22 protein-coding genes are annotated in these 25,899 nt (G+C 73.1%); 10 read left to right on the forward strand and 12 right to left on the reverse strand.

All coding sequences use genetic code 11. The features are described 5' to 3' along the window. Window positions 1–118: 118 nt before the first annotated feature. The 3 genes from IE271_RS26330 (at window position 119) to IE271_RS26340 (ending at window position 3,795) form a co-directional block, all read left to right on the forward strand. Window positions 119–1,945: an acyl-CoA dehydrogenase gene (locus tag IE271_RS26330; protein ID WP_190192919.1), complete on the forward strand. Its 1,827-nt coding sequence runs from the start codon at window positions 119–121 to the stop codon at window positions 1,943–1,945. Between the two features lie 185 nt (window positions 1,946–2,130). Continuing rightward, window positions 2,131–3,429 carry a M18 family aminopeptidase gene (locus tag IE271_RS26335; protein ID WP_190192920.1) on the forward strand — a complete coding sequence of 433 codons (1,299 nt, stop codon included), beginning with the start codon at window positions 2,131–2,133 and terminating at the stop codon, window positions 3,427–3,429. Between the two features lie 120 nt (window positions 3,430–3,549). After that, window positions 3,550–3,795, forward strand: a complete 246-nt coding sequence (locus IE271_RS26340; protein WP_190192921.1) for a DUF6458 family protein — start codon at window positions 3,550–3,552, stop codon at window positions 3,793–3,795. 160 nt (window positions 3,796–3,955) lie between these two features. On the opposite strand, the gene IE271_RS26345 is transcribed toward IE271_RS26340, so the two are convergent. After that, window positions 3,956–5,788: a thioredoxin-like domain-containing protein gene (locus IE271_RS26345; protein WP_190192922.1), complete on the reverse strand. Its 1,833-nt coding sequence runs from the start codon at window positions 5,786–5,788 to the stop codon at window positions 3,956–3,958. Window positions 5,789–5,940: 152 nt separating this feature from the next. Between IE271_RS26345 and IE271_RS26350 the strand changes: the two genes are divergently transcribed. Both IE271_RS26350 and IE271_RS26355 read left to right on the forward strand, forming a co-directional pair. Next, window positions 5,941–6,186 (forward strand): hypothetical protein, encoded by a 246-nt coding sequence (locus IE271_RS26350; RefSeq protein ID WP_190192923.1) that lies wholly within the window; start codon window positions 5,941–5,943, stop codon window positions 6,184–6,186. A 166-nt stretch (window positions 6,187–6,352) separates the two neighbouring features. Next, window positions 6,353–6,847, forward strand: a complete 495-nt coding sequence (locus IE271_RS26355; protein WP_190192924.1) for an LURP-one-related/scramblase family protein — start codon at window positions 6,353–6,355, stop codon at window positions 6,845–6,847. A gap of 315 nt (window positions 6,848–7,162) precedes the next feature. Here the strand turns inward: IE271_RS26355 and IE271_RS26360 are convergent, their stop codons facing one another. After that, the gene (locus tag IE271_RS26360) at window positions 7,163–7,993 is read right to left on the reverse strand and encodes a carbon-nitrogen family hydrolase (protein ID WP_190192925.1); all 831 of its coding nucleotides are present in this window, start codon (window positions 7,991–7,993) and stop codon (window positions 7,163–7,165) included. A 138-nt stretch (window positions 7,994–8,131) separates the two neighbouring features. Between IE271_RS26360 and IE271_RS26365 the strand changes: the two genes are divergently transcribed. Continuing rightward, the gene (locus IE271_RS26365; protein WP_190192926.1) at window positions 8,132–8,956 is read left to right on the forward strand and encodes a maleylpyruvate isomerase family mycothiol-dependent enzyme; all 825 of its coding nucleotides are present in this window, start codon (window positions 8,132–8,134) and stop codon (window positions 8,954–8,956) included. Window positions 8,957–9,340: 384 nt separating this feature from the next. Here IE271_RS26365 and IE271_RS26370 read toward each other — a convergent pair whose 3' ends face one another. Together IE271_RS26370 and IE271_RS26375 are read right to left on the reverse strand one after the other, a co-directional pair. After that, window positions 9,341–10,696 (reverse strand): MFS transporter, encoded by a 1,356-nt coding sequence (locus IE271_RS26370; protein ID WP_190192927.1) that lies wholly within the window; start codon window positions 10,694–10,696, stop codon window positions 9,341–9,343. Continuing rightward, on the reverse strand, window positions 10,693–11,376 hold the full coding sequence (locus IE271_RS26375; protein WP_190192928.1) for a GntR family transcriptional regulator: 684 nt from the start codon (window positions 11,374–11,376) through the stop codon (window positions 10,693–10,695). Before IE271_RS26375 ends, IE271_RS26370 begins: the two co-directional genes overlap by 4 nt. 192 nt (window positions 11,377–11,568) lie before the next feature. Between IE271_RS26375 and IE271_RS26380 the strand changes: the two genes are divergently transcribed. Continuing rightward, window positions 11,569–12,462, forward strand: coding sequence for a D-alanyl-D-alanine carboxypeptidase family protein (locus tag IE271_RS26380; RefSeq protein WP_190192929.1), 894 nt, complete (start codon window positions 11,569–11,571; stop codon window positions 12,460–12,462). Between the two features lie 144 nt (window positions 12,463–12,606). Here IE271_RS26380 and IE271_RS26385 read toward each other — a convergent pair whose 3' ends face one another. Genes IE271_RS26385 through pdhA form a run of 3 tightly spaced genes read right to left on the reverse strand, consistent with a single transcriptional unit; the run spans window position 12,607 to window position 16,199 of the window. Next, a complete protein-coding gene (locus IE271_RS26385; RefSeq protein ID WP_190192930.1) occupies window positions 12,607–14,031 on the reverse strand; it encodes a dihydrolipoamide acetyltransferase family protein in 1,425 nt (474 codons plus the stop codon). A gap of 9 nt (window positions 14,032–14,040) precedes the next feature. Continuing rightward, a complete protein-coding gene (locus IE271_RS26390) occupies window positions 14,041–15,021 on the reverse strand; it encodes an alpha-ketoacid dehydrogenase subunit beta (protein ID WP_190192931.1) in 981 nt (326 codons plus the stop codon). Window positions 15,022–15,023: 2 nt separating this feature from the next. Continuing rightward, window positions 15,024–16,199 (reverse strand): pyruvate dehydrogenase (acetyl-transferring) E1 component subunit alpha, encoded by a 1,176-nt coding sequence (gene pdhA / locus IE271_RS26395; RefSeq protein ID WP_190192932.1) that lies wholly within the window; start codon window positions 16,197–16,199, stop codon window positions 15,024–15,026. 428 nt (window positions 16,200–16,627) lie between these two features. Here pdhA and IE271_RS26400 point away from each other — a divergent pair, with 428 nt between their 5' ends. Next, entirely contained in the window at window positions 16,628–17,311 is a 684-nt protein-coding gene (locus IE271_RS26400) for a response regulator (protein ID WP_190192933.1), read from the forward strand. Window positions 17,312–17,422: 111 nt separating this feature from the next. Next, a complete protein-coding gene (locus tag IE271_RS26405; RefSeq protein ID WP_190192934.1) occupies window positions 17,423–17,851 on the forward strand; it encodes a pyridoxamine 5'-phosphate oxidase family protein in 429 nt (142 codons plus the stop codon). Between the two features lie 124 nt (window positions 17,852–17,975). Here the strand turns inward: IE271_RS26405 and IE271_RS26410 are convergent, their stop codons facing one another. Further along, window positions 17,976–19,640, reverse strand: coding sequence for a protein kinase domain-containing protein (locus tag IE271_RS26410; protein WP_190192935.1), 1,665 nt, complete (start codon window positions 19,638–19,640; stop codon window positions 17,976–17,978). A gap of 335 nt (window positions 19,641–19,975) precedes the next feature. Between IE271_RS26410 and IE271_RS26415 the strand changes: the two genes are divergently transcribed. Next, entirely contained in the window at window positions 19,976–21,634 is a 1,659-nt protein-coding gene (locus IE271_RS26415; RefSeq protein WP_190192936.1) for a protein kinase domain-containing protein, read from the forward strand. A 205-nt stretch (window positions 21,635–21,839) separates the two neighbouring features. Here the strand turns inward: IE271_RS26415 and IE271_RS26420 are convergent, their stop codons facing one another. From IE271_RS26420 to IE271_RS26435, 4 genes are all read right to left on the reverse strand, one after another. After that, window positions 21,840–22,385 carry a bacterial proteasome activator family protein gene (locus IE271_RS26420; RefSeq protein ID WP_190192937.1) on the reverse strand — a complete coding sequence of 182 codons (546 nt, stop codon included), beginning with the start codon at window positions 22,383–22,385 and terminating at the stop codon, window positions 21,840–21,842. A gap of 473 nt (window positions 22,386–22,858) precedes the next feature. Then, window positions 22,859–23,419 (reverse strand): PadR family transcriptional regulator, encoded by a 561-nt coding sequence (locus IE271_RS26425; RefSeq protein ID WP_190192938.1) that lies wholly within the window; start codon window positions 23,417–23,419, stop codon window positions 22,859–22,861. A 177-nt stretch (window positions 23,420–23,596) separates the two neighbouring features. Then, window positions 23,597–24,481 carry a hypothetical protein gene (locus IE271_RS26430; RefSeq protein WP_190192939.1) on the reverse strand — a complete coding sequence of 295 codons (885 nt, stop codon included), beginning with the start codon at window positions 24,479–24,481 and terminating at the stop codon, window positions 23,597–23,599. 248 nt (window positions 24,482–24,729) lie between these two features. Next, complete coding sequence (locus tag IE271_RS26435) at window positions 24,730–25,710, reverse strand: NAD(P)H-quinone oxidoreductase (protein WP_190192940.1); 981 nt, start codon at window positions 25,708–25,710, stop codon at window positions 24,730–24,732. Window positions 25,711–25,899: the final 189 nt, after the last annotated feature.

The following is a 25,899-nucleotide window of genomic DNA, read 5'->3' on the forward strand; positions in this document are numbered from 1 at the left end:
TTGGCGGACCGGGGTTGATTCTTATTACCGACGGGTAGCATCATCGGAGCTACTTGTTGGTATGCGAACCAGTTAGCGAGGAACCACCGCCTCGCCGATCCCTAACGGAGCCGTCGCCATGGGGCACTACAAGTCGAATCTCCGCGACATCGAGTTCAACCTCTTCGAGGTGCTCGGGCGCGACAAGCTGTACGGCACCGGCCCGTTCGCGGAGATGGACACCGACACCGCCAGGACCGTCCTGGAGGAGCTGACCCGCCTCTCGGAGAACGAGCTGGCCGAGTCCTTCGCGGACGCCGACCGCAACCCGCCGGTCTTCGATCCCGAGACGAACACCGCGCCGGTCCCGGAGAGCTTCAAGAAGAGCTACAAGGCCTTCATGGACTCCGAGTACTGGCGGCTCGGCCTGCCCGAGGAGATCGGCGGCACCACCGCCCCGCCGTCCCTGATCTGGGCCTACGCCGAGCTGGTCCTCGGCGCGAACCCGGCCGTGTGGATGTACTCCTCCGGCCCGGCGTTCGCCCGCATCCTCTTCGAGGAGGGCAACGAGGTCCAGAAGAAGATCGCCGAGATCGCGGTCGAGAGGACCTGGGGCTCCACCATGGTCCTCACCGAGCCGGACGCCGGCTCCGACGTGGGCGCGGGCCGCACCAAGGCGGTGCAGCAGGAGGACGGCTCCTGGCACATCGAGGGCGTGAAGCGGTTCATCACCTCCGGCGAGCACGACATGGAGGAGAACATCCTCCACTACGTCCTCGCCCGCCCCGAGGGTGCCGGCCCCGGCACCAAGGGCCTGTCCCTCTTCCTCGTCCCGAAGTACCTCTTCGACCTCGAGACCGGTGAGCTGGGCGAGCGCAACGGCGTGTACGCCACCAACGTCGAGCACAAGATGGGCCTGAAGGCCTCCAACACCTGCGAGATGACCTTCGGCGACCGCCACCCCGCCAAGGGCTGGCTGATCGGCGACAAGCACGACGGCATCCGCCAGATGTTCCGCATCATCGAGTTCGCCCGCATGATGGTCGGCACGAAGGCGATCTCCACGCTCTCCACGGGCTACCTGAACGCCCTGGAGTACGCCAAGGAGCGCGTCCAGGGTCCCGACCTGAAGAACTTCATGGACAAGACCGCGCCCAAGGTCACCATCACCCACCACCCGGACGTGCGCCGCTCGCTGATGACGCAGAAGGCGTACGCGGAGGGCATGCGCGCCCTGGTGCTGCACACCGCGGCCGTCCAGGACGAGATCGCCGTCAAGCAGGCGGCCGGCGAGGACGTCTCCGCCCTGGAGGCCCTCAACGACCTGCTCCTGCCGATCGTGAAGGGCTACGGCTCCGAGAAGGGCTACGAGCAGCTCGCCCAGTCGCTGCAGACCTTCGGCGGCTCCGGCTTCCTGCAGGAGTACCCGATCGAGCAGTACATCCGCGACGCCAAGATCGACACCCTCTACGAGGGCACCACCGCGATCCAGGGCCAGGACTTCTTCTTCCGGAAGATCGTCCGCAACCAGGGCGCCGCGCTGAACTCGCTCGCCGAGGACATCAAGAAGTTCCTGGCGCTCGGCACCGGCGGCGAGGAGCTGGCCGGCGCGCGCGAGCAGCTCGCCAAGGCGGCCGTGGAGCTGGAGGCCATCGTCGGCCTGATGCTGACCGACCTCGCGGCCACCGAGCAGGACGTCAAGAACATCTACAAGGTGGGCCTGAACACCACCCGCCTGCTGATGGCCTCCGGCGACGTGGTCGTCGGCTACCTGCTGCTGCGCGGCGCCGCCGTGGCCGCCGAGAAGCTCCAGACGGCCTCCGGCAAGGACAGGCCCTTCTACACCGGCAAGATCGCGGCCGCGAAGTTCTTCGCCGCCAACGTCCTGCCGGGCGTCACCGGCGCCCGCAAGCTCGCCGAGAACGTCGACCTCGGCCTGATGGAGCTGGACGAGGCCGCGTTCTAGTCCGGCCCCGGCCGCGCGGGGCCGCCCTCCGGACACCGGGCGGCGGCCTCGCGGACCGTCCCGGCACGGGCTCCGGACCCCACCGGATCCCGTCCCTCCGGGCGGCCCCCGTCTCCACGAACCCCTTACGAGGGCCCGCTCCCGATCCCGGGAAGCGGGTCCTCGCGCGTCGTTAAGGTGAACCCATGCGCACACCCTCCCGCTTCGACCGCGGCCACACCGACGACCTCATGTCCTTCCTGGCGGCGAGCCCGTCCCCGTACCACGCGGTGGCCAACGCCGCGGAGCGGCTGGAGAAGGCCGGCTTCCGGCAGGTGGCCGAGACGGACGCCTGGGACGGCACCAGCGGCGGGAAGTACGTGCTGCGCGGCGGCGCCATCGTGGCCTGGTACGTGCCCGAGGGCGCCGAGCCCCACACGCCGTTCCGGATCGTCGGGGCCCACACCGACTCCCCCAACCTGCGGGTGAAGCCGCGCCCCGACAGCGGAGCCCATGGCTGGCGGCAGGTGGCCGTCGAGATCTACGGCGGTCCGCTGCTGAACTCCTGGCTGGACCGCGACCTCGGCATCGCCGGACGGCTGACGCTCAGAGGCGGCGGCAGCCGCCTGGTGAACGTCGACCGGCCGCTGCTGCGCGTGCCCCAGCTCGCCGTCCACCTCGACCGCTCCGTCTCCACCGAGGGGCTCAAGCTCGACAAGCAGCGCCACCTGCAGCCGGTCTGGGGCCTGGGCGACGACGTGCGCGACGGGGACCTGATCCGCTTCCTGGAGGAGGAGGCGGGCCTGGACGCCGGCGAGGTCACCGGCTGGGACCTGATGACCCACTCCGTCGAGCCGCCCGCCTACCTGGGCCGCGACCGCGAGCTCGTCGCCGGGCCGCGCATGGACAACCTGCTGTCCGTGCACGCCGGCACCGCCGCCCTGGCCGCCGTCGCCGCGGCCGGCGGGGAGCTGTCGTCCATCCCGGTCCTCGCGGCGTTCGACCACGAGGAGACCGGCTCGCAGTCGGACACGGGCGCGGACGGGCCGCTGCTCGGCAGCGTGCTGGAGCGCTCGGTGTTCGCGCGCGGCGGCACGTACGAGGACCGGGCGCGTGCCTTCGCGGGCACGGTCTGCCTCTCCTCCGACACCGGGCACGCCGTCCACCCCAACTACGCCGAGCGGCACGACCCGACGCACCACCCGCGCGCCGGCGCGGGGCCGATCCTGAAGGTGAACGTCAACAACCGCTACGCCACCGACGGTTCGGGGCGTGCCGTGTTCACCGCCGCGTGCGAGAAGGCGGGCGTGCCCTTCCAGTCCTTCGTCGGCATCAACTCCATGCCGTGCGGCACCACGATCGGCCCGATCACCGCGGCGCGGCACGGCATCAAGACGGTCGACATCGGCGTGGCCATCCTGTCGATGCACAGCGCGCGCGAACTGTGCGCGGCCGACGACCCGTTCCTGCTGGCCAACGCGCTGGTCGCCTTCCTGGACGACTGAAATCCCGTCGTCCGCGCGGCTGATGGCGGGCCGTGAGCGACGGCCTCCGCATGGCTGTACGAGGCACGGGTACCCGGAAGGGGTCCGGAACATCGGCAACCGGGCAGGGAGGACAGAGTCATGGGCCTGGGCGGATGCATCATCCTCATCGCCGTGGGGGCCATCCTCACGTTCGCGACGGACTGGGACATGCAGGGGGTCAACCTCGACCTGGTCGGCGTCATCTTCATGATCGTCGGACTCATCGGAGTCGCGACGTTCAGCAGCATCGCCCGGCGCCGGCGCGTGGTGATGCCCCCCTCGACCCCGGTGGTCGAGGAGCGGCGCCACGACGGCACGAACTACACCGGCGGGTACGGGGCCTGAGGGACCCTGGGTCCCTGCTCCCCTCACCCCGCCGGACCCGGCGCCCCGTGCGCCGGGCCCGGCACACCGGTGACCGGGTCCGGCGCACGGGCGCCCGGGGCCGGACGCACCCCCGCGCCGGGAGCGCCACCGGACCGGACGCACCGCCGCGGTCCTCGCGTCAGGCGTCCAGTCCCGCCAGCACCAGGGGCAGCCGGTCGGCGGCTCCTGGGACGAGGCGCACCGGGACACCCCAGTCCTGCTGGTGCACGTGGCAGGCCGGATATTCGTTCATCGGGTCGTCGTCGCACGAGGCCGCCATCGCGGAGACGTGCAGGACACCCTCCGCCACCTGCGGGTTCAGGGTCAGGACGCGGTACAGGTCCGTCCCCGCGCCGCCGCCGGACAGCAGCAGCTCCGAGGGCGTGGCGGAGACCAGCAGCCGCGTCGACGGGCCGTAGCGCGTGTCGAGCTTCTGACCCGCCGGGGCCTGGAAGATCACGTCGAGGCGCAGCTCGCCCGGCGCCACCTCCGTCGCCTCCCGCCGGCTGCGGTGGGCCGTCGACTCCACCCGCACCGCCTCCTTTGGGAGCCGCAGCCGGGTCAGCCGGTGGCGGGCGGACTCCACGACCACCACGTCCTCGCCGACCAGCACCGCGTCCGACGGCTCCCGCAGGTCCGTGGCCAGGGTGGTGACCCGGCCGGTGGCCGGGTCGTAGCGGCGCAGCGCGTGGTTGTAGGTGTCGCTGACGGCGACCGAGCCGTCGGGCAGCACCGTCACGCCCAGCGGGTGCTGCAGCAGCGCCTGGCCGGCGGCGCCGTCGCGGTGGCCGAAGTCGAACAGGCCCGTGCCGACGGCCGTGTGCACCTCGCCGCCGAGGTCCACCCAGCGCAGGGCCGAGGTCTCGGAGTCGGCCAGCCACAGGCGCTCCCCGTCGGCCGAGACCGCGAGTCCCGAGGGCTGCGCGAACCACGCCTCCCCGGCCGGGCCGTCCACCAGCCCCTCGTTCGTCGTGCCGGCCCCGACGGCGACGGTCCCCTCCGCCGGGTCGTACGTCCACAGCTGGTGGACGCCGGCCATGGCGATCCACACCTTCCCGCCGAACACCGCCACGTCCCACGGCGAGGACAGGTCCGTCTCCCGGGCGGGCCCGGAGGTCGGGGAGCCCTGCCACCACTGGCGGCCGGTCCCGGCGAGCGTGGTGACCTCGCCCGTGGCGAGGTCCAGACGGCGCAGCGCGTGGTTGACGGTGTCGGCGACGACGACCGCCGTGCCCTGCGGGCCGTCCAGCAGCGCGAGGCCCTGCGGCTCGTTGAAGCTCGCGGTCCCCGGCGCTCCGTCGTGGAAGCCGCGCGTGCCCGAGCCGATGCGGCGGACCACCGTCTCGGCGTCCTCGGCCAGCTCCACGAGCTGGTGCCGGGTGGTGTCGCTGACCAGGAAGTTCCCCGACGGAAGCAGCAGGGCCTTGCCCGGGAAGCGCAGGTCGGTGGCGACCGGCTCCGGCGGCACGTACGGCCCGTCGCCGCGGCGCAGCGTGCCCTTCGCCGCGTGCTCCGCCTCCAGCTCCGCCACGAGCCGCTCGATGGCGTGCGCGTGCCCCTCGCCCGCGTGCTGCGCGACCACGTACCCCTCGGGGTCGATCACGACCAGCGTGGGCCAGGCGCGCACGGCGTACTGCTTCCAGGTCGCGAGCTCGGGGTCGTCGAGGACCGGGTGCTCCACCCCGTACCGCTCCACCGCGTCGACGACCGCGCGGTGGTCCGCCTCGTGGACGAACTTCGGCGAGTGCACACCGATGATCACCAGCGTGTCGCGGTGCTTCTCCTCCAGCTCCCGCAGCTCGTCCAGGACGTGCAGGCAGTTGATGCAGCAGAAGGTCCAGAAGTCCAGGACCACGATGCGTCCGCGCAGGTCGGCGAGGGTGTACTGGCGGCCTCCGGTGTTGAGCCAGCCGCCCTTGCCGGTCAGCTCGGGGGCGCGGACACGGGCCCGGCGGGGCGTGGAGTCGTTCATGCGACAAGGGTGCCACTCCGCGCCGCCGGCCCGCGGCGCCCGTGGAAAACCTCGTGACTCCGCGTGTGCGGAAACGGTCCGGATGCGTACCGCGCGTGATGGGGGGATGCTCGACATCGCGAGAAGGGGGGTTCCAGAAAGGACATCCAGCCATGGCACCACGCACCGGTGACTCCGGCACGCGCGACCCCGCGAGGGACCGGCAGGACAAGGACGGGTTCGACCGCATCGCCTTCGACGAGGAGGACGTCGAGGAGCCGGGCGCGGACCGCCCCTCCCGGCGCTCCGGCACCGAGGAGAGGCGCGGCACGCCCGGAAGCGGCCCGGCCCCCCGGCGTTCGCCGATGGACGACCCGGAGGTGCAGGACCTGAGACGTGACGCGGAGGGCTACCGCTGATCCCCCGGCGGTGACCGCCCCTGTGGGCGGGCCCCGGCCGGGGCCCGCCCACAGCCGTGCCGGAGCCGGTCCGCCGGCCGGCGGGCCCGGCCGCCGCGCGTCCGGTCTTCAGCCCCTCGGCCTACCGGCGGCGTTCCGGGGCCGCTCCCGGGGAAGCGGTAACCGCATGACATTCCTCGTGCGGGACCGGCTGCTCGGCATCGGCGACGACTACTGGATCGAGGACGAGCAGGGCCGCAAGGCCTTCCTCGTCGACGGCAAGGCGATGCGGCTGCGGGACACCTTCGAGCTGAAGGACGCCCACGGCCGGGTCCTGATCGACATCCACGAGAAGATGCTCTCCCTGCGCGACACGATGGTGATCGAGCGGGAGGGCGAGGCCCTGGCGACCATCAGGCGCAAGCGGCTGTCGCTGCTGCGCAACCACTACCGGGTCTCCCTCGCCGACGGCACCGAGCTGGACGTCAGCGGCAGGATCCTCGACCGCGAGTTCGTGATCGAGTACGACGGGGAGATGCTCGCGCACATCTCGCGGCGCTGGCTGCGGGTGCGCGAGACCTACGGCGTCGAGATCGTGCGGGAGGACGCGGACCCGGCCCTGCTGATCGCGGTGGCGGTGTGCGTCATCCACCTGGCGGAGAAGGAGCGCGAGGGGGACTGACGGATCGGCGGCGGACCGACCGCTGCCGGTGGACCGGCGACGGCCGGTGGACCGGCGACGGCCGGTGGACCGGCGACGGCCGGTGGACCGACGACGGCCGGTGGGCCTGCGGCCGCCCTTCGGACCAGCGCGTCAGCGGACCGGACCGGCCGGCGGATCGGCGGCCGGCCTGCGGAGGCGCATCGGCGGGGCCGGGCGTACCGGTCCGCTCGGAAAGCGCCGGACCGTGCCTTCGGCCGCGTCGCTGGCCGTACCGCCGCGGCGCATGGCGAGCCGTGCCACCGGCGCGCCGCGAGGCGTGCCGTCCGCGCGGTGTCAGGAGCGGGAGGGCTCCGGGCGGCGCGGTGCGTCCAGGCCCAGTACGCGGTCCTTCAGGGCCGGGAACTGCTCGCGCGTCCTGGCCACCCGCGCCGGGTCGAACTCGACGGTGAGGACCTCCTCGTCCGCGCCCGCGGCCTCCGCCAGGACCTCGCCCCAGGGGTCCACCACGATGCTGCGCCCGGCCTGCGGCACTCCCGCGTGCGTCCCGGCCGTGCCGCAGGCCAGGACGTACGCCTGGTTCTCCACGGCGCGGGCCCGCGCGAGCAGCGTCCAGTGGGAGCGGCGGCGCTCGGGCCAGCCCGCCGGGACGACGAGGGTCTCGGCGCCCGCGTCGACGAGTCCCCGGAACAGTTCGGGGAAGCGCAGGTCGTAGCAGGTCGCGACGCCGATCGTGGTCTCCGGCAGCCGTACGGTGACCAGGTCGGCGCCCGCGGCCATCAGCACCGCCTCGCCCTTGTCGAAGCCGAACCGGTGGATCTTCCGGTAGGCGGCGGCCAGTTCGCCGTCGGGCGAGAAGACGAGCGAAGTGTTGTAGAGCGGGCCCTCGCCGCCGCCCGGTGCGTCGCCGCGCTCCGGGATCGAGCCCGCGTGCAGCCAGACCCCGGCGTCGCGCGCGGCCTCGGCCATCACCTCGTACGTGGGACCGCGCAGCGGCTCCGCCCCGCTCCCGAAGGACTCGTACGCGAACGCCCCCGTCGTCCACAGCTCCGGCAGCACGACGAGGTCCGCACCGGCCTGCTCCCGGACGAGCGCGGCCACGCGCCGGCGCCGTGAATCGACCGGTTCGTCCTCGTCCGCGGCGATCTGGAGAAGAGAGGCGCGCACACTACCACCGTCCTGGCGTTCGGCCCGTGCGGACGGGCCTACGATCGTCACACGAAAGCACTGCCGGGGTGCCTTGCAGCAGCGTAACTTAGCGGTCCAAGACACCCATGCCCGCGCACCAACCGCCCGAGGGGTCCCGTGAGTCTCCATCCCAGCCTTCAAACCTACGCCGACGCCTGGACGCACTCCGTGGACGCGATATCCGAGCTGGTGTCGCCGCTCGTGGAGGGCGAGTGGAACCGGCGGACCCCCTGCCCGGGCTGGTCCGTCCGCGACATCGTCTCGCACGTCATCGGGCTGGACTGCGAGATGCTGGGCGACCCGCGGCCGATCCACACGCTGCCGCGGGACCTGTACCACGTGACGAACGAGCACCAGCGGTACATGGAGATGCAGGTCGACGTGCGCCGCCACCACACGGCGCCGGAGATGACGTCGGAGCTGGAGTACACGATCATCCGCCGCAACCGGCAGCTGCGGAACGAGTCGCGCGACCCGGGCACGAAGGTGCGCGGCCCGCTGAGCACGGAGATCACGCTCGAAGAGGCCATGCGGATGCGGGCGTTCGACGTGTGGGTGCACGAGCAGGACCTGCGGACCGCCCTCGGCCGGCCGGGCAACCTGGATTCGCCGGGCGCCCACGTCGCCAAGGACATGCTGCTGTCCGCGCTGCCGAAGGTGGTCGCCAAGAAGGCGGGCGCACCCGCGAACTCCGCGGTGGTCTTCGACGTGCACGGGCCGGTCGAGTTCCTGCGCACGGTGCGCGTCGACGCCGAGGGGCGCGGGACCATAGACGGCACTCCGTCGCTCGGTCCGGCCGCGGCCTTCACGCTCGACTGGGAGACGTACTTCAGGCTGGCCTGCGGGCGGGTGAGCGCCGACGCCGTGGCGGACCGCATCAAGACCGAGGGCGACCCGGACCTGACGGCGGCGATCCTGCGCTCGTTCACCGTCACGCCGTAGGCGCGGGCCGGGGCGCGGCCGCCGGGGGAACCGGGGACAGCGGGTCCGTGGGTCCGGCGGATCAGGTGGAGTGCCGGCCGGCGGTCGCGGCGGGGCGGAGGCGGGACGGACCCCGGCGGAGCCGGTCGCGCACCGGCCGGCGCGGGGCACCGCGGCGGCGACGGAGCAGCGCGGTGGGACCGGGGGACGAGACGGTGCCCGTGGTACCGGCCCGGCGTACCGGCGAGTGCCGCGCGCTCGGCGTCCGCCGCCCTTCCGCACGCCGGGCTTCGCCGACGCGCATCCACACGTTCGCGGCCCGGCCGCACCCTCCGTCCCGCGCGGACGGTACGGCTCGGGTCGTGCCGGTACGGCCCGCACCGGCACGACCCGTGACCGCCGCCCTTACGCCGACTTCGCCGGCACGTGCACCGTCTCCACCCGGCTGGCCACCAGCCGCTCGCGCTCGCGGCGGGCCACCCTTCCGCGCAGCCGCAGGATCTGCGCGACGCCCAGTGCCTGCAGCACGAACACCGCGGAGAACGCGACGCGGTAGTCGTCCCCGGTGGCGTCCAGCAGGACGCCGATCGCGAAGAGCGTCGTCATCGAGGCGACGAAGCCGCCCATGTTCGTGATGCCGGAGGCCGTGCCCTGGCGCTCCGGCGGGTTGGCCGGGCGGGCGAAGTCGAAGCCGATCATCGAGGCGGGTCCGCAGGCGCCGAGCACGACGCACAGCACGATCAGCAGCCAGACGGGCGCGTGGTCGCCGGGCCAGGCGAGCGTCGCCGCCCACAGGAGCGCCGTCGAGCCCACCGTGCCCAGGGCGAGCGGCAGCCGCGCCGTGTGGCGCCGGGCGATGATCTGCCCGTAGACCAGGCCGATCGCCATGTTCGACAGCACCACCAGCGTGAGCAGCTCGCCGGCCTCGGCGCGGGACAGGCCCTGCGCCTCGACGAGGAACGGCAGCCCCCACAGCAGCAGGAACACCATCGCCGGGAACTGGGTGGTGAAGTGCACCCACAGCCCGAGCCGGGTGCCGGGCTCCCGCCAGGACCGCGCGATCTGCCGCCGCACGTAGGCGGCCCCCTGGTGCGGCAGCGGCTCCGGCTCGTACCCCTCGGGGTGGTCCTTGAGCAGCAGCAGCATCAGGACGAGGGCGACGACGCCGAGGAGCGCGCTGCCCGCGAACGCCGCGGTCCAGCCCACCCCGTGCAGCAGCCGGGCCAGGACGAGCGTCGAGACCAGGTTGCCCGCCATGCCGACCAGGCCGGCGAGCTGCCCGACCAGCGGGCCGCGGCGGGCCGGGAACCAGCGCGTGCCCAGCCGTAGCACGCTGATGAAGGTCATCGCGTCGCCGCAGCCGAGCAGCGCGCGCGAGGCCAGCGCCGTGCCGTACGAGGGCGAGAAGGCGAAGCCCAGCTGGCCCGCGGTGAACAGCAGGGCGCCGATGGCCAGCACCTTCTTGGTGCCGAGCCGGTCGACCAGCAGACCTACGGGGATCTGCATGCCCGCGTAGACCAGGAGCTGGAGGATCGAGAAGGTCGACAGGGCGGAGGCGTTGACGTGGAAGCGGTCGACCGCGTCCAGGCCGGCCACGCCGAGCGAGGTGCGGAAGACGACCGCGACGAAGTAGACGGCGACGCCGACGCCCCACACGAGGACCGCCCGGCGGCCGCCGGGCGGGTCGCCGTGCGGGGCGCCGGTCCCGGAGGAGGGCGAAGAGGACGAGGACGAGGGCGAGGGGGACGACGAGGAGCTCATCGCACCTCGCCCCGGGCCAGGTGGGAGAACCAGCTGACGTGCCGGTGCACGATGTCGACCGCCGCCTCGGAGTCGCCCGAGCTCAGCGCCCGCAGGATCTCCTCGTGCTCGGCGAGGGTCTTGGCGATCCGGTCGGGGTGGGAGTGCATCACGGCGACGCCCATCCGCAGCTGGCGGTCGCGCAGCTGGTCGTAGAGGCGGGAGAGGATCTCGTTGCCGCCGCTGCGCACGATCTCGGCGTGGAAGCAGCGGTCGGTGACGGCGGCCCCGGCGAAGTCGCCGGCGGCGGCCTGCGTCTTCTGCTTCTCCAGCAGCTCGGTGAGGCGCTCGATCAGGCCGGGCGGGGCCGGGACCGCCTTGCGGGCGGCGTGCTCCTCGACCAGCTGCCGGGTCTCGACGACGTCGGCGATCTCCTGCGCGGAGACGGGCAGGACCAGGGCGCCCTTCTTGGGGTAGAGCCTGATCAGCCCCTCCGCCTCCAGGCGGAGCAGTGCCTCGCGGACCGGGGTGCGCGAGACCCCCACGGCCTCGGCCAGCTCGCCTTCGGTCAGCAGCGTGCCGCCCTCGTAGCGGCGCTCCAGGACACCTTGTTTGACGTGCGTGTAGACGCGGTCGGCGGCGGGCGGTTGCTTGACGTTCCGTTGGTCGGGCGCGGTGGCGGGGGACGGAGCTGAAGACATGTGCACATCATAGATACAACACGTACGCAACCCCGGGGCCCGTCCAGGATGCGGACGCCCTGAACAAACGTTCCTTTACACTCCGCATCTCGAAGCGCACATCCTTCTGCGCTACCTACGTGTCTCACGACAGAGCGGTTTTCCCAAGTGGCCGCTTTCCAAGGGGCATTCGACACAATCGGGGTATTCGACTTGATAAACGGCATCAAGGGCTTCCGCCTTCGCCGTGCCGCCGCCGTGGCCGCCGTCACCTCCGGCGCCGTGCTCGCGGCCGGTGCCTTCGCGGCTCCCGCACAGGCCCTCACCACGCCCACGATCACCGCCAAGGGCGGCTTCGTGATGAACAACGGCACGGGCAAGACCCTCTACACCAAGGCGGCCGACACCCGCCGCTCCACCGGCTCGACCACCAAGATCATGACGGCGAAGGTGGTGCTGTCCCAGCCGAAGCTGAACCTCGACGCCAAGGTCACGATCCAGAAGGCGTACAGCGACTACATAGTGTCCAAGAACGCCTCGTCGGCCCGGCTGATCGTCGGCGACAAGGTGACCGTCCGCCAGCTGCTGTACGGTCTGATGCTGCCCTCCGGCTGCGACGCCGCGTACGCGCTCGCGGACAAGTTCGGCAGCGGCTCGACGCGGGCCGCGCGCGTGAAGTCGTTCATCGGCAAGATGAACAGCACCGCGAAGAGCCTCGGCCTGAAGAACACGCACTTCGATTCCTTCGACGGCATCGGCAACGGCTCGAACTACTCGACGCCGCGCGACCTGACCAAGCTGGCCAGCAGCGCGATGAAGTCGTCGACCTTCCGCACCGTCGTGAAGACCAAGTCGACCAAGCAGAAGGTGACGACCAAGAGCGGCGGCTACCGCTACATGAACTGGTCGAACACCAACACCCTGCTCGGCACCTACAGCGGCGCCATCGGCGTGAAGACCGGCTCGGGCCCGGAGGCGAAGTACTGCCTGGTGTTCGCCGCGACCCGCAGCGGAAAGACCGTCATCGGCACGGTCCTGGCGTCCACGTCGACGGCCAACCGCACGTCCGACGCGAAGAAGCTGATGGACTACGGCTTCAAGAAGTAGCCGCGCAAGCAGCCATGCGGGGGCCGTGGCGGCACGGCCCCCGGAGCACGCGCGAGGGGGCCGGCCCGCGGACTGCGGACCGGCCCCCTCGCCGTACGCACGCGTACGGGACGCCCGTGGAGCCCCTGAGCGCCGTCCCGGGCGCTATGCCCAGGTGATCAGCCGCTTCGGCTGCTCCAGGACCGCCGCCACGTCGGCCAGCACCTTCGAGCCCAGCTCGCCGTCGACCAGGCGGTGGTCGAAGGAGAGCGCGAGGGTGGTCACCTGGCGCGGCTTGACCTTGCCCTTGTGGACCCACGGCTGGGGCTTGATCGCGCCGACCGCGAGGATCGCGGACTCGCCCGGGTTGAGGATCGGCGTGCCGGTGTCGACGCCGAAGACGCCGACGTTCGTGATCGTCACCGTGCCGCCCTGCATGGCCGCCGGGGAGGTCCTCCCCTCGCGGGCCGTGGCGACCAGTTCGCCGAGCGCCTCGGCCAGCTGGGGCAGGGTCTTGGCGTGGGCGTCCTTGATGTTCGGCACGATCAGGCCGCGCGGGGTGGCCGCCGCGATGCCCAGGTTCACGTAGTGCTTGACCACGATCTCCTGGTTCGCCTCGTCCCAGGACGCGTTGATCTCCGGATTGCGCCTGATCGCGACCAGCAGGGCCTTGGAGATCAGCAGCAGCGGGTTGACCCGCAGCCCCTGCATGTCCTTGTCCTGCTTCAGCTCCTCGACCAGCTTCATCGTGCGCGTCACGTCGACGGTGACGAACTCCGTGACGTGCGGCGCGGTGAAGGCCGAGCCCACCATCGCGGCGGCCGTCGCCTTGCGCACGCCCTTGACCGGAACGCGGGTCTCGCGGGCGCCGTCGTGGGAGACGGCGGGGGCCGGAGCCGGCACCACGGACGCCGCCGGCACGGCGGCCGGGGCGGGACGCCCGGTCACCGCCGGCTCCGGGGCGGGCGCCGGGGCCGCCGCGGCGTGCACGTCCTCGCGCGTGATGATCCCGTCCGGGCCGGACGGGACGACCGTGGCGAGGTCGACGCCGAGGTCCTTGGCGAGCTTGCGCACCGGCGGCTTGGCCAGCGGGCGGGCCGCCGCCGGGGAGGCGTGGCCGTTCAGCTCGTTCTGGACGGCGGCCGCGGCCTGCCTCGCCGCGGCCTCGGTCCCCTTGCGGGGGCGGCGCTTCGTGGAGCTCTGGGACACCCCGTAGCCCACGAGCACGGGCTGGCGGCCCTGCGGCTCGGGCTGCTCGGGGGCCTCGGGCGCCGGTGCGGGCGCCTCCTGCGCGGGCGCCGCCGGGACCTCGGGCGCGGCGGGCGCACCGCCGGCCGCGTCCACCGTGATGATCACCTGCCCGACGTCGACCGTCGTGCCCTCGGGGAAGCGCAGCTCGCGCACCACGCCGTCGTAGGGGATGGGCAGCTCGACCGCGGCCTTGGCGGTCTCGACCTCGCACACCGCCTGGCCGTCGGTCACGGCGTCGCCCGGCTGCACGTACCACTTGAGGATCTCGGCCTCGGTGAGTCCCTCGCCCACGTCGGGCATCTTGAACTCGCGCACGGACGCCTCTGTCATCGTCGTCACGCCCTCTCCTCAGTACGCCAGCGAGCGGTCGACGGCGTCGAGCACCCGGTCCAGGCCCGGCAGGTACTCCTCCTCCAGGCGCGCCGGCGGGTACGGGGCGTGGTAGCCGCCGACCCGCAGCACGGGCGCCTCCAGGTGGTAGAAGCACCGCTCGGTGATCCGGGCGGCGATCTCCGCGCCCGTGCCCAGGAACACCGGGGCCTCGTGCACCACGACCAGGCGGCGGGTCCGCTCCACCGAGGACTGCACGGTGTCGAAGTCGATCGGCGACATGGAGCGCAGGTCGACGACCTCCAGGGAGCGGCCCTCCTCCTGGGCGGCCGCCGCGGCCTCCAGGCAGACCTTCACCATCGGCCCGTACGCGACGAGCGTCAGGTCCGTGCCCTCGCGCACCACGCGGGCGCCGTGCAGCGGGTCCGGGATGGCCTCGGTGCTGACCTCGCCCTTGTCCCAGTAGCGCCGCTTGGGCTCGAAGAAGATCACCGGGTCGTCGCTCTGGATGGCCTGCTGCATCATCCAGTAGGCGTCCGAGGCGTTCGAGGGGGAGACCACCTTCAGGCCCGCGACGTGCGCGAACAGCGCCTCCGGGGACTCCGAGTGGTGCTCGACCGCGCCGATGCCGCCGCCGTAGGGGATGCGGACGACGACCGGCAGCTTGATCTTGCCGAGCGAGCGGGCGTGCATCTTCGCCAGCTGCGTGACGATCTGGTCGTACGCCGGGAAGACGAAGCCGTCGAACTGGATCTCCACCACCGGGCGGTAGCCGCGCAGCGCGAGGCCGATCGCCGTGCCGACGATGCCGGACTCGGCGAGCGGGGTGTCGATCACCCGGTCCTCGCCGAAGTCCTTCTGGAGCCCGTCGGTGACGCGGAAGACGCCGCCCAGCTTGCCGACGTCCTCGCCCATGATCAAGACCTTGGGGTCGGTCTCCAGGGCCTTGCGCAGCGATTCGTTGATCGCCTTGGCCAGCGCCATCTTCTCTGCCGCCATCGCTACTCGCCCTCGCCTTCGTCCACGAACGACGCCTGGTAGGCGGCGAACTGGGCCCGCTCCTCGTCGACGAGCGCGTGCCCGTCCGCGTACGCGTTCTCGAAGATGGCGAAGCGGTCCGGGTCCGGCATCGCCCGCACCACCTCGCGCACCCGCCTGCCCAGCGCCTCGCTCTCCGTCTCCAGTTCCGCGAAGAACGCCTCGTCGGCGTGGCCGGCGGCGGTCAGGTGGGTGCGCAGGCGCAGGATCGGGTCCTTCGCCTCCCAGGCCACGCGCTCCTCGTCGGCCCGGTACTTCGACGGGTCGTCGGAGGTGGTGTGCGCGCCCATGCGGTACGTGAAGGCCTCCACCAGCGTGGGGCCCTCGCCCCGCCGGGCCCGCTCCAGGGCCCACTTGGTGACCGCGAGGCAGGCGAGGACGTCGTTGCCGTCGACGCGGACGCCGGGGAAGCCGAACCCCTGCGCGCGCTGGTAGAGCGGGACGCGGGTCTGCTTCTCGGTGGGCTCGGAGATCGCCCACTGGTTGTTCTGGCAGAAGAACACCACGGGCGCGTTGTAGACCGCGGCGAAGGTGAAGGACTCGTTGACGTCGCCCTGGCTGGAGGCGCCGTCGCCGAAGTACGCGATCACGGCGGAGTCCGCGCCGTCCTTGGCGACGCCCATGGCGTAGCCGGTGGCGTGCAGCGTCTGCGAGCCGATGACGATCGTGTAGAGGTGGAAGTTGTTGCCGTTGGGGTCCCAGCCGCCGTTGTTCACGCCGCGGAACATGCCGAGCAGGTTGGTCGGGTCGACCCCGCGGCACCAGGCGACGCCGTGCTCGCGGTAGGTCGGGAAGACGTAGTCGTCCTCGCGGGTGGCCCGGCCCGAGCCGATCTGGGCGGCCTCCTGGCCGAGCAGCGACGCCCACAGGCCCAGCTCGCCCTGGCGCTGCAGGGCGGTGGCCTCGGCGTCGAAGCGGCGGGTGAGCACCATGTCGCGGTAGAGCCCGCGCAGCTCCTCGGGGGTGATGCCGTCGACATAGGCGTCGTACTCGGCGTGCGGGACGCGCTCGCCCTCGGGCGTCAGCAGCTGGACCAGCTCGGGCTCGCCGCTCTTCCTCGCGGGGGCCTTCCTGGCGCTCGCGCGCTTCGTACCGCCGCCGCGTCGCGGCTTGCGCGCGGCAGTGCTCTCCACGGTCACGTGTGCTCCTCCGTCGGTCCGGCCCCCGGGGTTGCCGGGTGGCCTGGGGATACCTCCCAGCCCTTCTCGGGGCCTGGGGGAGGTCCGCCCGCCTCCGGTACCCGCGCACGGGGTGGGTGCGACTCGACCGGGAGCAGGCGTGACAGGTGCCCCGGCGAGCGCCCTGCAACAAGCACGTTACCCAGTGCTCCACACTTTCGTGAAACCCTCCTGACCTGCGATTTTCCTTGGATTTCCAAGTAATTCCACCAGGAGTCCCAAGGCGGTCGCACATCGTCGGAGCAGCCGCTGGTCACGGCACTGGTCGCGGCCTGGCAGGGGGCCGGAACACCGGCACGTTATCCCGGTCACCCCGGGTGCGGGAAGGGTTCTCCACCGATCAGCGGCAGCGGGCACAACGGGGCACATCGGACGCGTCACACGTGATCATGTGTGAGACTGACGGCGTGGGCGATAAGGGGCGTATTACCGTTTTCCTGCTCGACGACCACGAGGTCGTGCGCCGCGGCGTGCACGAGCTCCTCGCCGGCGAGGACGACATCGAGGTGGTGGGCGAGGCCGGGACCGCGGCCGACGCGCTGGCGCGGATCCCCGCGGCCCGGCCCGACGTCGCCGTCCTCGACGTGCGCCTGCCCGACGGCAGCGGCGTCGAGGTGTGCCGCGAGATCCGCTCCCGCGACGAGGGCGTCAACTGCCTCATGCTCACCTCGTACGCCGACGACGAGGCCCTCTTCGACGCGATCATGGCGGGCGCCTCCGGCTACGTCCTGAAGGCGATCCGCGGCGACGAACTGCTCTCCGCGGTCCGCGACGTCGCGGCCGGCAGGTCGCTGCTCGACCCCGTGGCCACCGCGCGCGTCCTGGAGCGGCTGCGCGGCGGGGGCGCGCCGCGCACCGACGAGCGGCTCGCCCGCCTCACCGAGCAGGAGCACCGCATCCTCGACCTGATCGGCGAAGGGCTCACCAACCGCGCGATCGGCGAGCGGCTGCACCTGGCCGAGAAGACGATCAAGAACTACGTGTCGAGCCTGCTGGCCAAGCTCGGCATGGAGCGCCGCTCCCAGGCCGCCGCGTTCGTGGCCCGCGTGCAGGCGGAGCAGCAGCGCCGGTGACCCACCGTGACCGGCGGCCCCCATCGGGCCCGGAACCCGGGACGAAGGTCCCGGATCCAGGGGGCAGCCGGCCCTTACCGCCCACCTCGTAGGTGACGCACAGTGAGGGGCATGCCCACCGACGACCGACGGCTCGCCGCCTACCTGCTCCGCCGCGTGGACCACGGCCGGGTCGCGTCCAGCATGCGCGCCCTGCCCTTCCTGGCGGCGGCCCGCCACATCGTCGACGGCCGCCGGCTCCTGCTGCGCATGCACAAGGGCGGCGGCCACCCCACGGCGTGCGCCGGCAGCGTGGTCGCCTACGGGGCGGACAACCTGAACTCCGCCGCGCCCGCGGACGCCCTGTGGTCCGTCCAGCTCGTCGGCCTGTGCGAGCCCGTCGAGCCGACCCCGGACCAGCTGCACCGCTTCGGCCCGGCCCCGCGGCGCGTGGACGGCGCGCCGTACGAGCCCGTCTACCTGCGCATCGATCCGGCCATCGTCACCGTGCACCTGACGGAGGGGGCGGAGGACGGCGCGGAGCGGCACGGGCGGTCGTGACGGCCGCCGGCCGGGCGGCCGGGAGCGCGCCGGACGCGCCCGGATACAGCAGCACGCGCGCGTGAGGCCCCTTCCCGGGTCCCTACGCGCGCGTGCGGGGTGTTCCTGTGGGGCGGGGTCCGGGTCAGCCCCCGGAGCCGGCGTCGCCGCCCGCGTCACCGCCGGTGGTGGTGGTAGTGCCACCGGTATCGGTGCCGCCGCTGCCGCTACCGCTGCCACTGCCACTGCCGCCATCGCTGCCACTGCCGCCGCCGGAGCCCGTGCCCGAGGTTCCGGAGTCGTCCCCCGGATCGGTGGGATCCTCCTCGGTCGGCTGCGACTGCGTGGCGGACGGAGCCGGGTTCTGCGGCGCCTCGGACGTCTGCTGTCCGCCCCCGCTCCCGCCTCCGTACGACGTGCCGGAGGACTCCTCGTACGAGGGCGACCACTCCGAGCCCGATCCGGTGCCGGTGTTGTCCTCCGAGGTCCCTTCGTCCGTCGTGTCCTCCGAGGGGGACTCGCTGGCCTTCTCGTCCTCCGCGGACTTCGTGGCCGTGGGCGACTTCTTGACGTCGCCGCCGCCTCCACCACTGTCACCGGTGTTGTTCAGCGCCAGCGCGACGCCCGCCGCGACGGCGATGATCGCCAGGACGGCCAGGATCAGCAGCCTGCCGCGGCCGCTGCCCTTGTTGCCGTGGCCCTCGAAGCCGCCGTCGTCCCCGCCGCCGTACCCGCCCGGCAGGATCGGCTGCGGGATCTGCGCGGTGCCCGAGTCGCCCGGGTGCGGCAGCGCGGCCGTGCCGGCGAAACCGGCCGCCGGGGTGTGCAGGCCCTCGTGCATCTCCACGGGCCCGGTGTTCCAGGTGCCCGTGTGGCTACCCTGGTCGTACAGCATCTGCAGCGCGTACTGGACCAGGCCGCGCATCTCCTCGGCGGTCTGGAACCGGTCGTCGGGCTCCTTCGCGAGCGAGCGCATCACCAGGCCGTCCAGCTCCGGCGGGGCCCCGTCCGACACGTTGGACGGCGGCACCGGGATGTCCTGGACGTGCTGGTAGACCACCGACAGCGGGGTCTCGCCGGTGAAGGGCGGCCGCAGCGCGAGCAGTTCGTACAGGAGGCAGCCGGTCGCGTACAGGTCCGAGCGGTGGTCGACCGCCTTGCCGAGCGCCTGCTCCGGGGAGAGGTACTGCGGCGTGCCCATGACCATGCCGGTCTGGGTCATCGTCGACTGGGCGCCGTGCAGGGCCCGCGCGATGCCGAAGTCCATCACCTTCACCGCGCCGTTGTTGGTGATGATGACGTTCGCGGGCTTGATGTCGCGGTGCACGATGCCGTGCTGGTGCGAGTAGGCGAGGGCCTCCAGGACACCGGAGACGATGATCAGCGCCTGCTCGGGGCCGGGGGCCTCCGCGTTGAGCAGCAGGTCGCGGATCGTGCGGCCCTCGACGAGCTCCATGACGATGTAGGGGACGGTCTGGTGGCCGACCACGTCCTCGCCGGAGTCGTAGACCGCGACCACCGCGTGGTGGTTCAGGCCGGCGACCGACTGCGCCTCACGGGTGAAGCGCGCCTTGGCGACCGGGTCCTCGGCCAGATCGGCCCTCAGGAGCTTGACGGCGACGGTACGGCCGAGCCGCACGTCCTCGGCCGCGAACACCTCGGCCATGCCGCCCCTGCCGAGCCTGCCGGTGAGCCGGTACCGGCCGTCGCCGACGAGCCCGCCGTTGCCCCACGACTCCGGCGCATCTGACGTACCGCCGCCAGCCGCCTCGGGGTCGGACGGGCCCTGAGCGCGCTGCTGCTGTGCCATCGGTCCTCGCCGTCGTTCTCTGTCCGCACTGTCGGAGTACGCGCGGTGGTTGTTACGGTCTCCGTCGGCCACGCTACAGCCTCCGCGTGAGACGCCGGTCCGAGATGGGACCGGCCATGAAACCCGCACCGGGTACCGGCGTGCAAATTGTGTCCGCCCCTCGTACCTGGGCGGTAACGCTTCCGCGACGCTTCTTGCGCGTACGGTCACGGAACGGGCACCGCGCTTGACGTGTCGGTGCCCTGGGGCAGACTTGGCCGGGAATACCGCAAAGGATCACCGACCGCGGGAGCACGTCAGCGGCTTTCGCCCGCGCCGATGGGGGACGCAGGAAGATGAGCCAGGACGGCGCACAGGGCCGGTACGCCGGGCGTTCGGTGGCCAATGGGCGCTACCAGCTGCGCGACTTGCTCGGCGAGGGCGGCATGGCGTCGGTGCACCTCGCCTACGACTCGGTCCTCGACCGGCGGGTGGCGATCAAGACGCTCCACACGGAGCTGGGGCGCGAGCAGGCCTTCCGCGAGCGCTTCCGTCGCGAGGCCCAGGCGGTGGCCAAACTCACGCACACGAACATCGTCTCGGTCTTCGACACCGGCGAGGACAGCCTCGACGGCACGACGACCCCGTACATCGTCATGGAGTACGTCGAGGGGCAGCCGCTCGGCGCGGTCCTGGAGGCGGACGTCCGGCAGTACGGCGCGATGCCCGCCGACAAGGCCCTGCGGATCACCGCGGACGTGCTGGCCGCGCTGGAGATCAGCCACGACGAGGGCCTGGTCCACCGCGACATCAAGCCCGGCAACGTGATGATGACGAAGCGGAACGTCGTCAAGGTCATGGACTTCGGCATCGCCCGCGCCATGCAGTCCGGCGTCACGTCCATGACGCAGACCGGCATGGTGGTCGGCACCCCGCAGTACCTCTCGCCCGAGCAGGCGCTCGGGCGCGGCGTGGACGCCCGCTCCGACCTGTACTCCGTCGGCATCATGCTGTTCCAACTGGTCACCGGGCGGCTGCCGTTCGACGCGGACTCGCCGCTGGCCATCGCGTACGCGCACGTCCAGGAGGAGCCGGTCGCGCCCTCCTCGATCAACCGCGCCCTGCCGCCCGCCGTGGACGCGCTGGTCGCCCGCGCCCTGCGCAAGAACCCGAACGAGCGCTTCCCGAACGCCGCCGCGATGCGGGACGAGTGCCTGCGCGTGGCGCAGTCGCTGCACGCCGCCGCGCCGAACATCGTGCCGGGCGCGCACACGCCGAGCGGCGCGGGCGTCGCCTCCGCGGTGTTCCCGCCGGTCGACACGGCGTCCCCGGCCCCCGCGTCCGGCAGCGTGCAGACGCCGTACCAGCCGAACCCGTACGGCACGCCGTCGCCGCCTCCGGGACCCGCGCCCCAGCACCAGGCGTACGGCTATCCGCACCAGGGCGGCTACCAGACGCCGGCGGCGTACGCGCCGCAGCAGGGCGCGCCCACGCCGCCCCCGTACACCCTCCAGCCTCAGCACACGCCCCCCGCGGGCGACCGTCCGGGCGGCGGGCGCAGACGCACCGCGATCGTGGCCGGCTCCGTCGTCGCGGCGATCGCCGTGATCGGCGGGCTGGTGGCGGCGTTCTCCATGACGGAGGAGGACTCCGGCGGCGGCACGGCCGGCGGGAGCACGGCCGCCGGCGGCGAGGCCGGCGCGCCGGCCTCGCAGGCGGCCGGCTACCGGGGCCCGGACACGTCGAAGGTGATCGAGGACACCGAGTGCACGGAGCCGACGGAGTCGTACAACGACCCCGACAAGATCAAGGTCCCGGACTTCACCTTCAAGAACATCGACTCGGTGAAGAAGTGCCTCCAGGCCGCGGGCTGGCAGTACGTCTCCAAGGACGTCGACGAGAACACGTACGGCGACGACACGGTCATGGAGCAGTACCCGACCGCCGACACGGACGTCGACCCCGAGGACATGCCGAAGTTCGTGCTGAAGGTGTCGACGGGCAACCCGGCCTGAGCGCCGGCCGCAGCACGACGCACCACGCCCGGCGCGCGGCACGCGCCATGCCGCACACGGCGCGCGGCACTCGACGTGCCGGGGGCGGTGCGCCGACCGACGTGTGAAGGGCCCGGCCGGGACGGCCGGGCCCTTTCGTCGAGGTCCGCGAGGTCTGCGAGGCCCCCGAGGGGCCCACCGGTCTACGGGGTACGGGTCTGCCGGGCTACAGGTAGGGGCCGCCCGAGCGGCCGCCGGTGCGCGGGTCGTCGTCGCCGCCCTCCGGGCCGCCGACGCCCGGCGGGAGCGCCCGGCGCATCTGCTCCAGCTGCGCGCGGGCCGCCATCTGCTGGGCGAACAGCGTGGTCTGGATCCCGTGGAACAGGCCCTCCAGCCAGCCCACCAACTGGGCCTGGGCGATGCGCAGTTCCGCGTCGCTGGGGGTGGTCTCGTCCGTGAAGGGCAGGGAGAGCCGCTCCAGCTCCTCGACGAGCTCGGGGGCCAGGCCGTCCTCCAGCTCCTTCACCGAGCTGGCGTGGATCTCCTTGAGCCGGACCCTGCTCGCCTCGTCGAGGGGGGCCGCGCGCACCTCCTCCAGCAGCTGCTTGATCATGCTGCCGATGCGCATCACCTTGGCCGGCTGCTCCACCATCTCGGTCACCGGGACCTCACGGGAGTCGTCGTCTCCGCCGCCGCCGAGAGCCATGCCGTCCTGGCCAACGACCAGGATCTGGGGGTTCTCCGGCGACCTTTCGTTCCTCGGCATCTCCATGCCGCCATTCTCTCGCACGCACACGTCCCACCAGCGTGGTGCCCCCTCGGACGGATGATCCACCCTGCGGGAGGAAACGGGGCCTTCCGGGGCGCACCGCGCGAGCGGAACACGGTTTTCCGCCAAAGGCGCCGGACCGCCGGGCCGCCGGACCGCTGGACCGCCGGACCGCTGGGACGCCGGGCCGCCGGGCCGCCGGGCTGCTGGACCGCCGGGTCGCTGGACCGCCGGAACGCCGGAACGCCGGGCCGCTGGACCGCCGGGTCGCTGGACCGCCGGAACGCCGGAACGCCGGGCCGCTGGACCGCCGGGTCGCTGGACCGCCGGAACGCCGGAACGCCGGGCCGCCGGGCCGCTGGACCGCCGGGTCGCTGGACCGTCGGCGGCCGGTGGCCGGGCGTCAGCGGTCGGCGGTCGGTGACGGCCGTCAGCGGTCGGTGGTCGGCGGCCCGGGGGTGCCCCGGGGGCTCCGGTCAGGGGGCCGGCGGCGGGTCCGCGACGGCCTGGGCCAGGCGCAGCAGCCGGGCCTCGCAGTGGTCCAGCCAGCGGGCCTCGGCCTCGGCGTGCAGGACGAGCTGGTCCAGGACGAGCAGCCGGGCCACCTCGTCGCGGTGCGCGGGCGGCTCGGCCAGCGCCAGCGCCCGCAGCCGGGTGTACGTCTGCATCGCCTCCGACAGGTGCCGCCGCTGCGTCTCGACGACCTCCCGGATGTCCACGTCGGACGCGCCGACCGCCATCGCGAGCTTGATCGCCAGTTCGTCGCGCGGCGGGCGGGTGCGCTCCACGGGGCGCTCGAACCAGGCCAGCAGCTCGGCCCGCCCGTCGTCCGTGAGCGCGTACAGCACGCGCCCCGCCTCGTCCGTGCCGTCCTGGACGACCATGCCGTCCCGTTCGAGACGGGCGAGGGTCGTGTACACCTGTCCGATGTTCAGCGGCCAGGCGGAGCCGGTGCGCCGCTCGAACTCGGTACGCAACCGTGCTCCGTAGCGGGGCCCGCGTTCCAGGAGCGCCAGCAGTCCGTGGCGTATCGACATAAGCGGTGTCTACCCCACGTACCTGTGTGCACTACCGCCACCGGTCCGTGCGGACGTCGCCAGCCCGTACGGACGCCACCAGTCCGTGCGGCCCTACCGGTCCGTGCGGCGCCGGACCGCTGCCGTGGTGCCCGGCGCACTCCTGGGCCGTACGCGGCGGCTCCGCGACCGGCCGCGCTATCCACGGCGCAGACGGAGGGCGAGGAAGGCCAGGGCCAGGCCGAGCCCGATCAGGACGAGGCCGCTGCCGAGCGGCAGGATCCGCAGGACGGGCTCCCGGCTCCCGGAGCCGTTCTCGTCCAGCTCGGCGGCGGCCGGCCGGGCCGTGTCCTCCGAGGGGACGGCCGTCGCCTCGGAACGGGGGTCGCGGGCGGCGTCCGGCGGGTCGGCGGCCTCACCGGTGCCGTCCCCGGCCTCGCCGGACCGCCGTTCCCCGGCCGTTGCGGGGTCCTCCGAGGGCTCCTGCTCCTCGCGCCCCGGGCGCTCGCGCCCCTCGCCGGGGCGGCTTCCCGCCCGGGACTCCTCGCCCGCCTCGCCCGGGTCGGGACGGGCGAGGCGCGCGGGGGCGGTCGGGGCCGGGGGCGCGGCGGGACCGGACCTCTCGGCCGTCCGCGACGGGGCGGCGGGACCGCCCGGGCCGGTGCCCTCGGCGGGGGGCGCGGGGAGCGCGGAGCGCGGAGGACGGTCCGCGGCCGTGGGGGAACCGGCGGGCGGTGCCGGGTCGGCGGGCGCGAGGGCGCCCTTCTGCGCGGACGGGACGGCGTGGGAGATCTGGGAGGCGTACGCGGGGACGGGGACGAGGGCGGGGCCCGCCGCGAGGACGAGCAGCAGGCCGATCGGCCCGAGGGGCCCGAGCCGGAGAGCGCGGAGTGCCTTGGTGCGATGTACCTCGGCGCGGGGCGCCCCGGTGCAGTGCTCCGCGGGCCGGTGGTCGGTGAACCGGCGTTTGGTGGGCCGGTGGCCGGTGGGCCGGTGGCCGGTGGATCGGTGACCCGCAGGCCGGTGCCATGGAGTCACGTCGGTGACCCCCTCCCGTACGAAGATCAACCAGATCAGCGTCACACGGGTCCCCCGGCCGGGCATCCTGGCACGCGCATACGGGGGGTGGGCGCTCTTCGTACGGAGGGTGGGGCGGCGAGGCCCGGGGCGGCGGGACGACGGAGGCGACGGGACGACGGAGGCGACGGGACGACGGGCAGCGGGACGGTGGCGCTCGGGGCCGGCCGGTGACCGGCGGCACCGGAAACGCGCGGTGGCCGCGGCGGCCGCCACGCGCTTCCGGGCCCGTTCCCCGTTCCTCGTCCTCGCTCCTACTCCAGCGTGAGCAGGACCTTCCCGATGTGCCCGCTCTCCTCCAGCACCTGGTGCGCGGTGGCCGCGTCGCGCATGGGGATCTCCCGGTCCACGATCGGCCGCACCTTCCCGGCGGCGATCAGCGGCCACACGTGCTCGCGCACCGCCGCGACGATCGCCGCCTTCTCTGAGACCGGGCGGGCGCGCAGCGAGGTCGCGGTGACGGCGCCCCGCTTGTTCAGCAGCGCGCCGATGTTCAGCTCGCCCTTGGTGCCGCCCTGCATGCCGATGATCGCGAGCCGCCCGTTGGCGGCGAGCGCCATCACGTTGCGGTCGAGGTACTTGGCGCCCATGTTGTCGAGGATCACGTCGGCGCCCGCGCCGTCCGTGGCGCCCCGGACCTCCTCGACGAAGTCCTGCTCGCGGTAGTTGACCAGGACGTCCGCACCGAGGTCGCGGCAGAAGTCCAGCTTCTCCTTGCTGCCGGCCGTGACCGCCACCTTCGCACCGAGCGCCTTCGCCAGCTGGATCGCCATGGTGCCGATGCCGCTGGAGCCGCCGTGCACGAGCAGCGTCTCGTCCGGACGCAGGTGGGCGACCATGAAGACGTTGGACCACACCGTGCACGTCACCTCGGGGAGCGCGGCGGCCTGCTTGAGGCCGACGCCCTCGGGCACGGGCAGCACCTGCCCCGCGGGGACGGCCACCTTCTCCCCGTAGCCGCCGCCCGCGAGCAGCGCGCACACCTCGTCGCCGACGGCCCACCCGGTGACGCCGGGGCCGAGCGCGGCGATGCGCCCCGCGCACTCCAGACCGGGGTAGGGGGAGGCACCGGGCGGCGGGTCGTAGAAGCCCTGCCGCTGCATCAGGTCGGCGCGGTTGACCGCACTGGCCACCACGTCGATCAGCACCTCGCCCTCGCCGGGCACGGGGTCCGGGACCTCCTGCCAGACCAGCTTCTCGGGACCACCGGGTTCGGGAATCGTGATCGCGTACATGGGATCGACGCTACTCCTCGCCGGCGCCGGGACGGGGACGCACGCTGGCCCGCACGCGGGGACGGCGGGACGGACGGCCGGGACGCGGTCCCACGGGACCGGCGGACGCACGACGCACGACGCACGCGGGGCTGCGGGAAGCGGACGGCTGACCGGGGGCGAGCCCACGGGTTCGGCGGACGCGCGCAG

The sequence above is a fragment of the Streptomyces minutiscleroticus genome (assembly GCF_014650875.1).
GTDB lineage: Bacteria > Actinomycetota > Actinomycetes > Streptomycetales > Streptomycetaceae > Streptomyces > Streptomyces minutiscleroticus.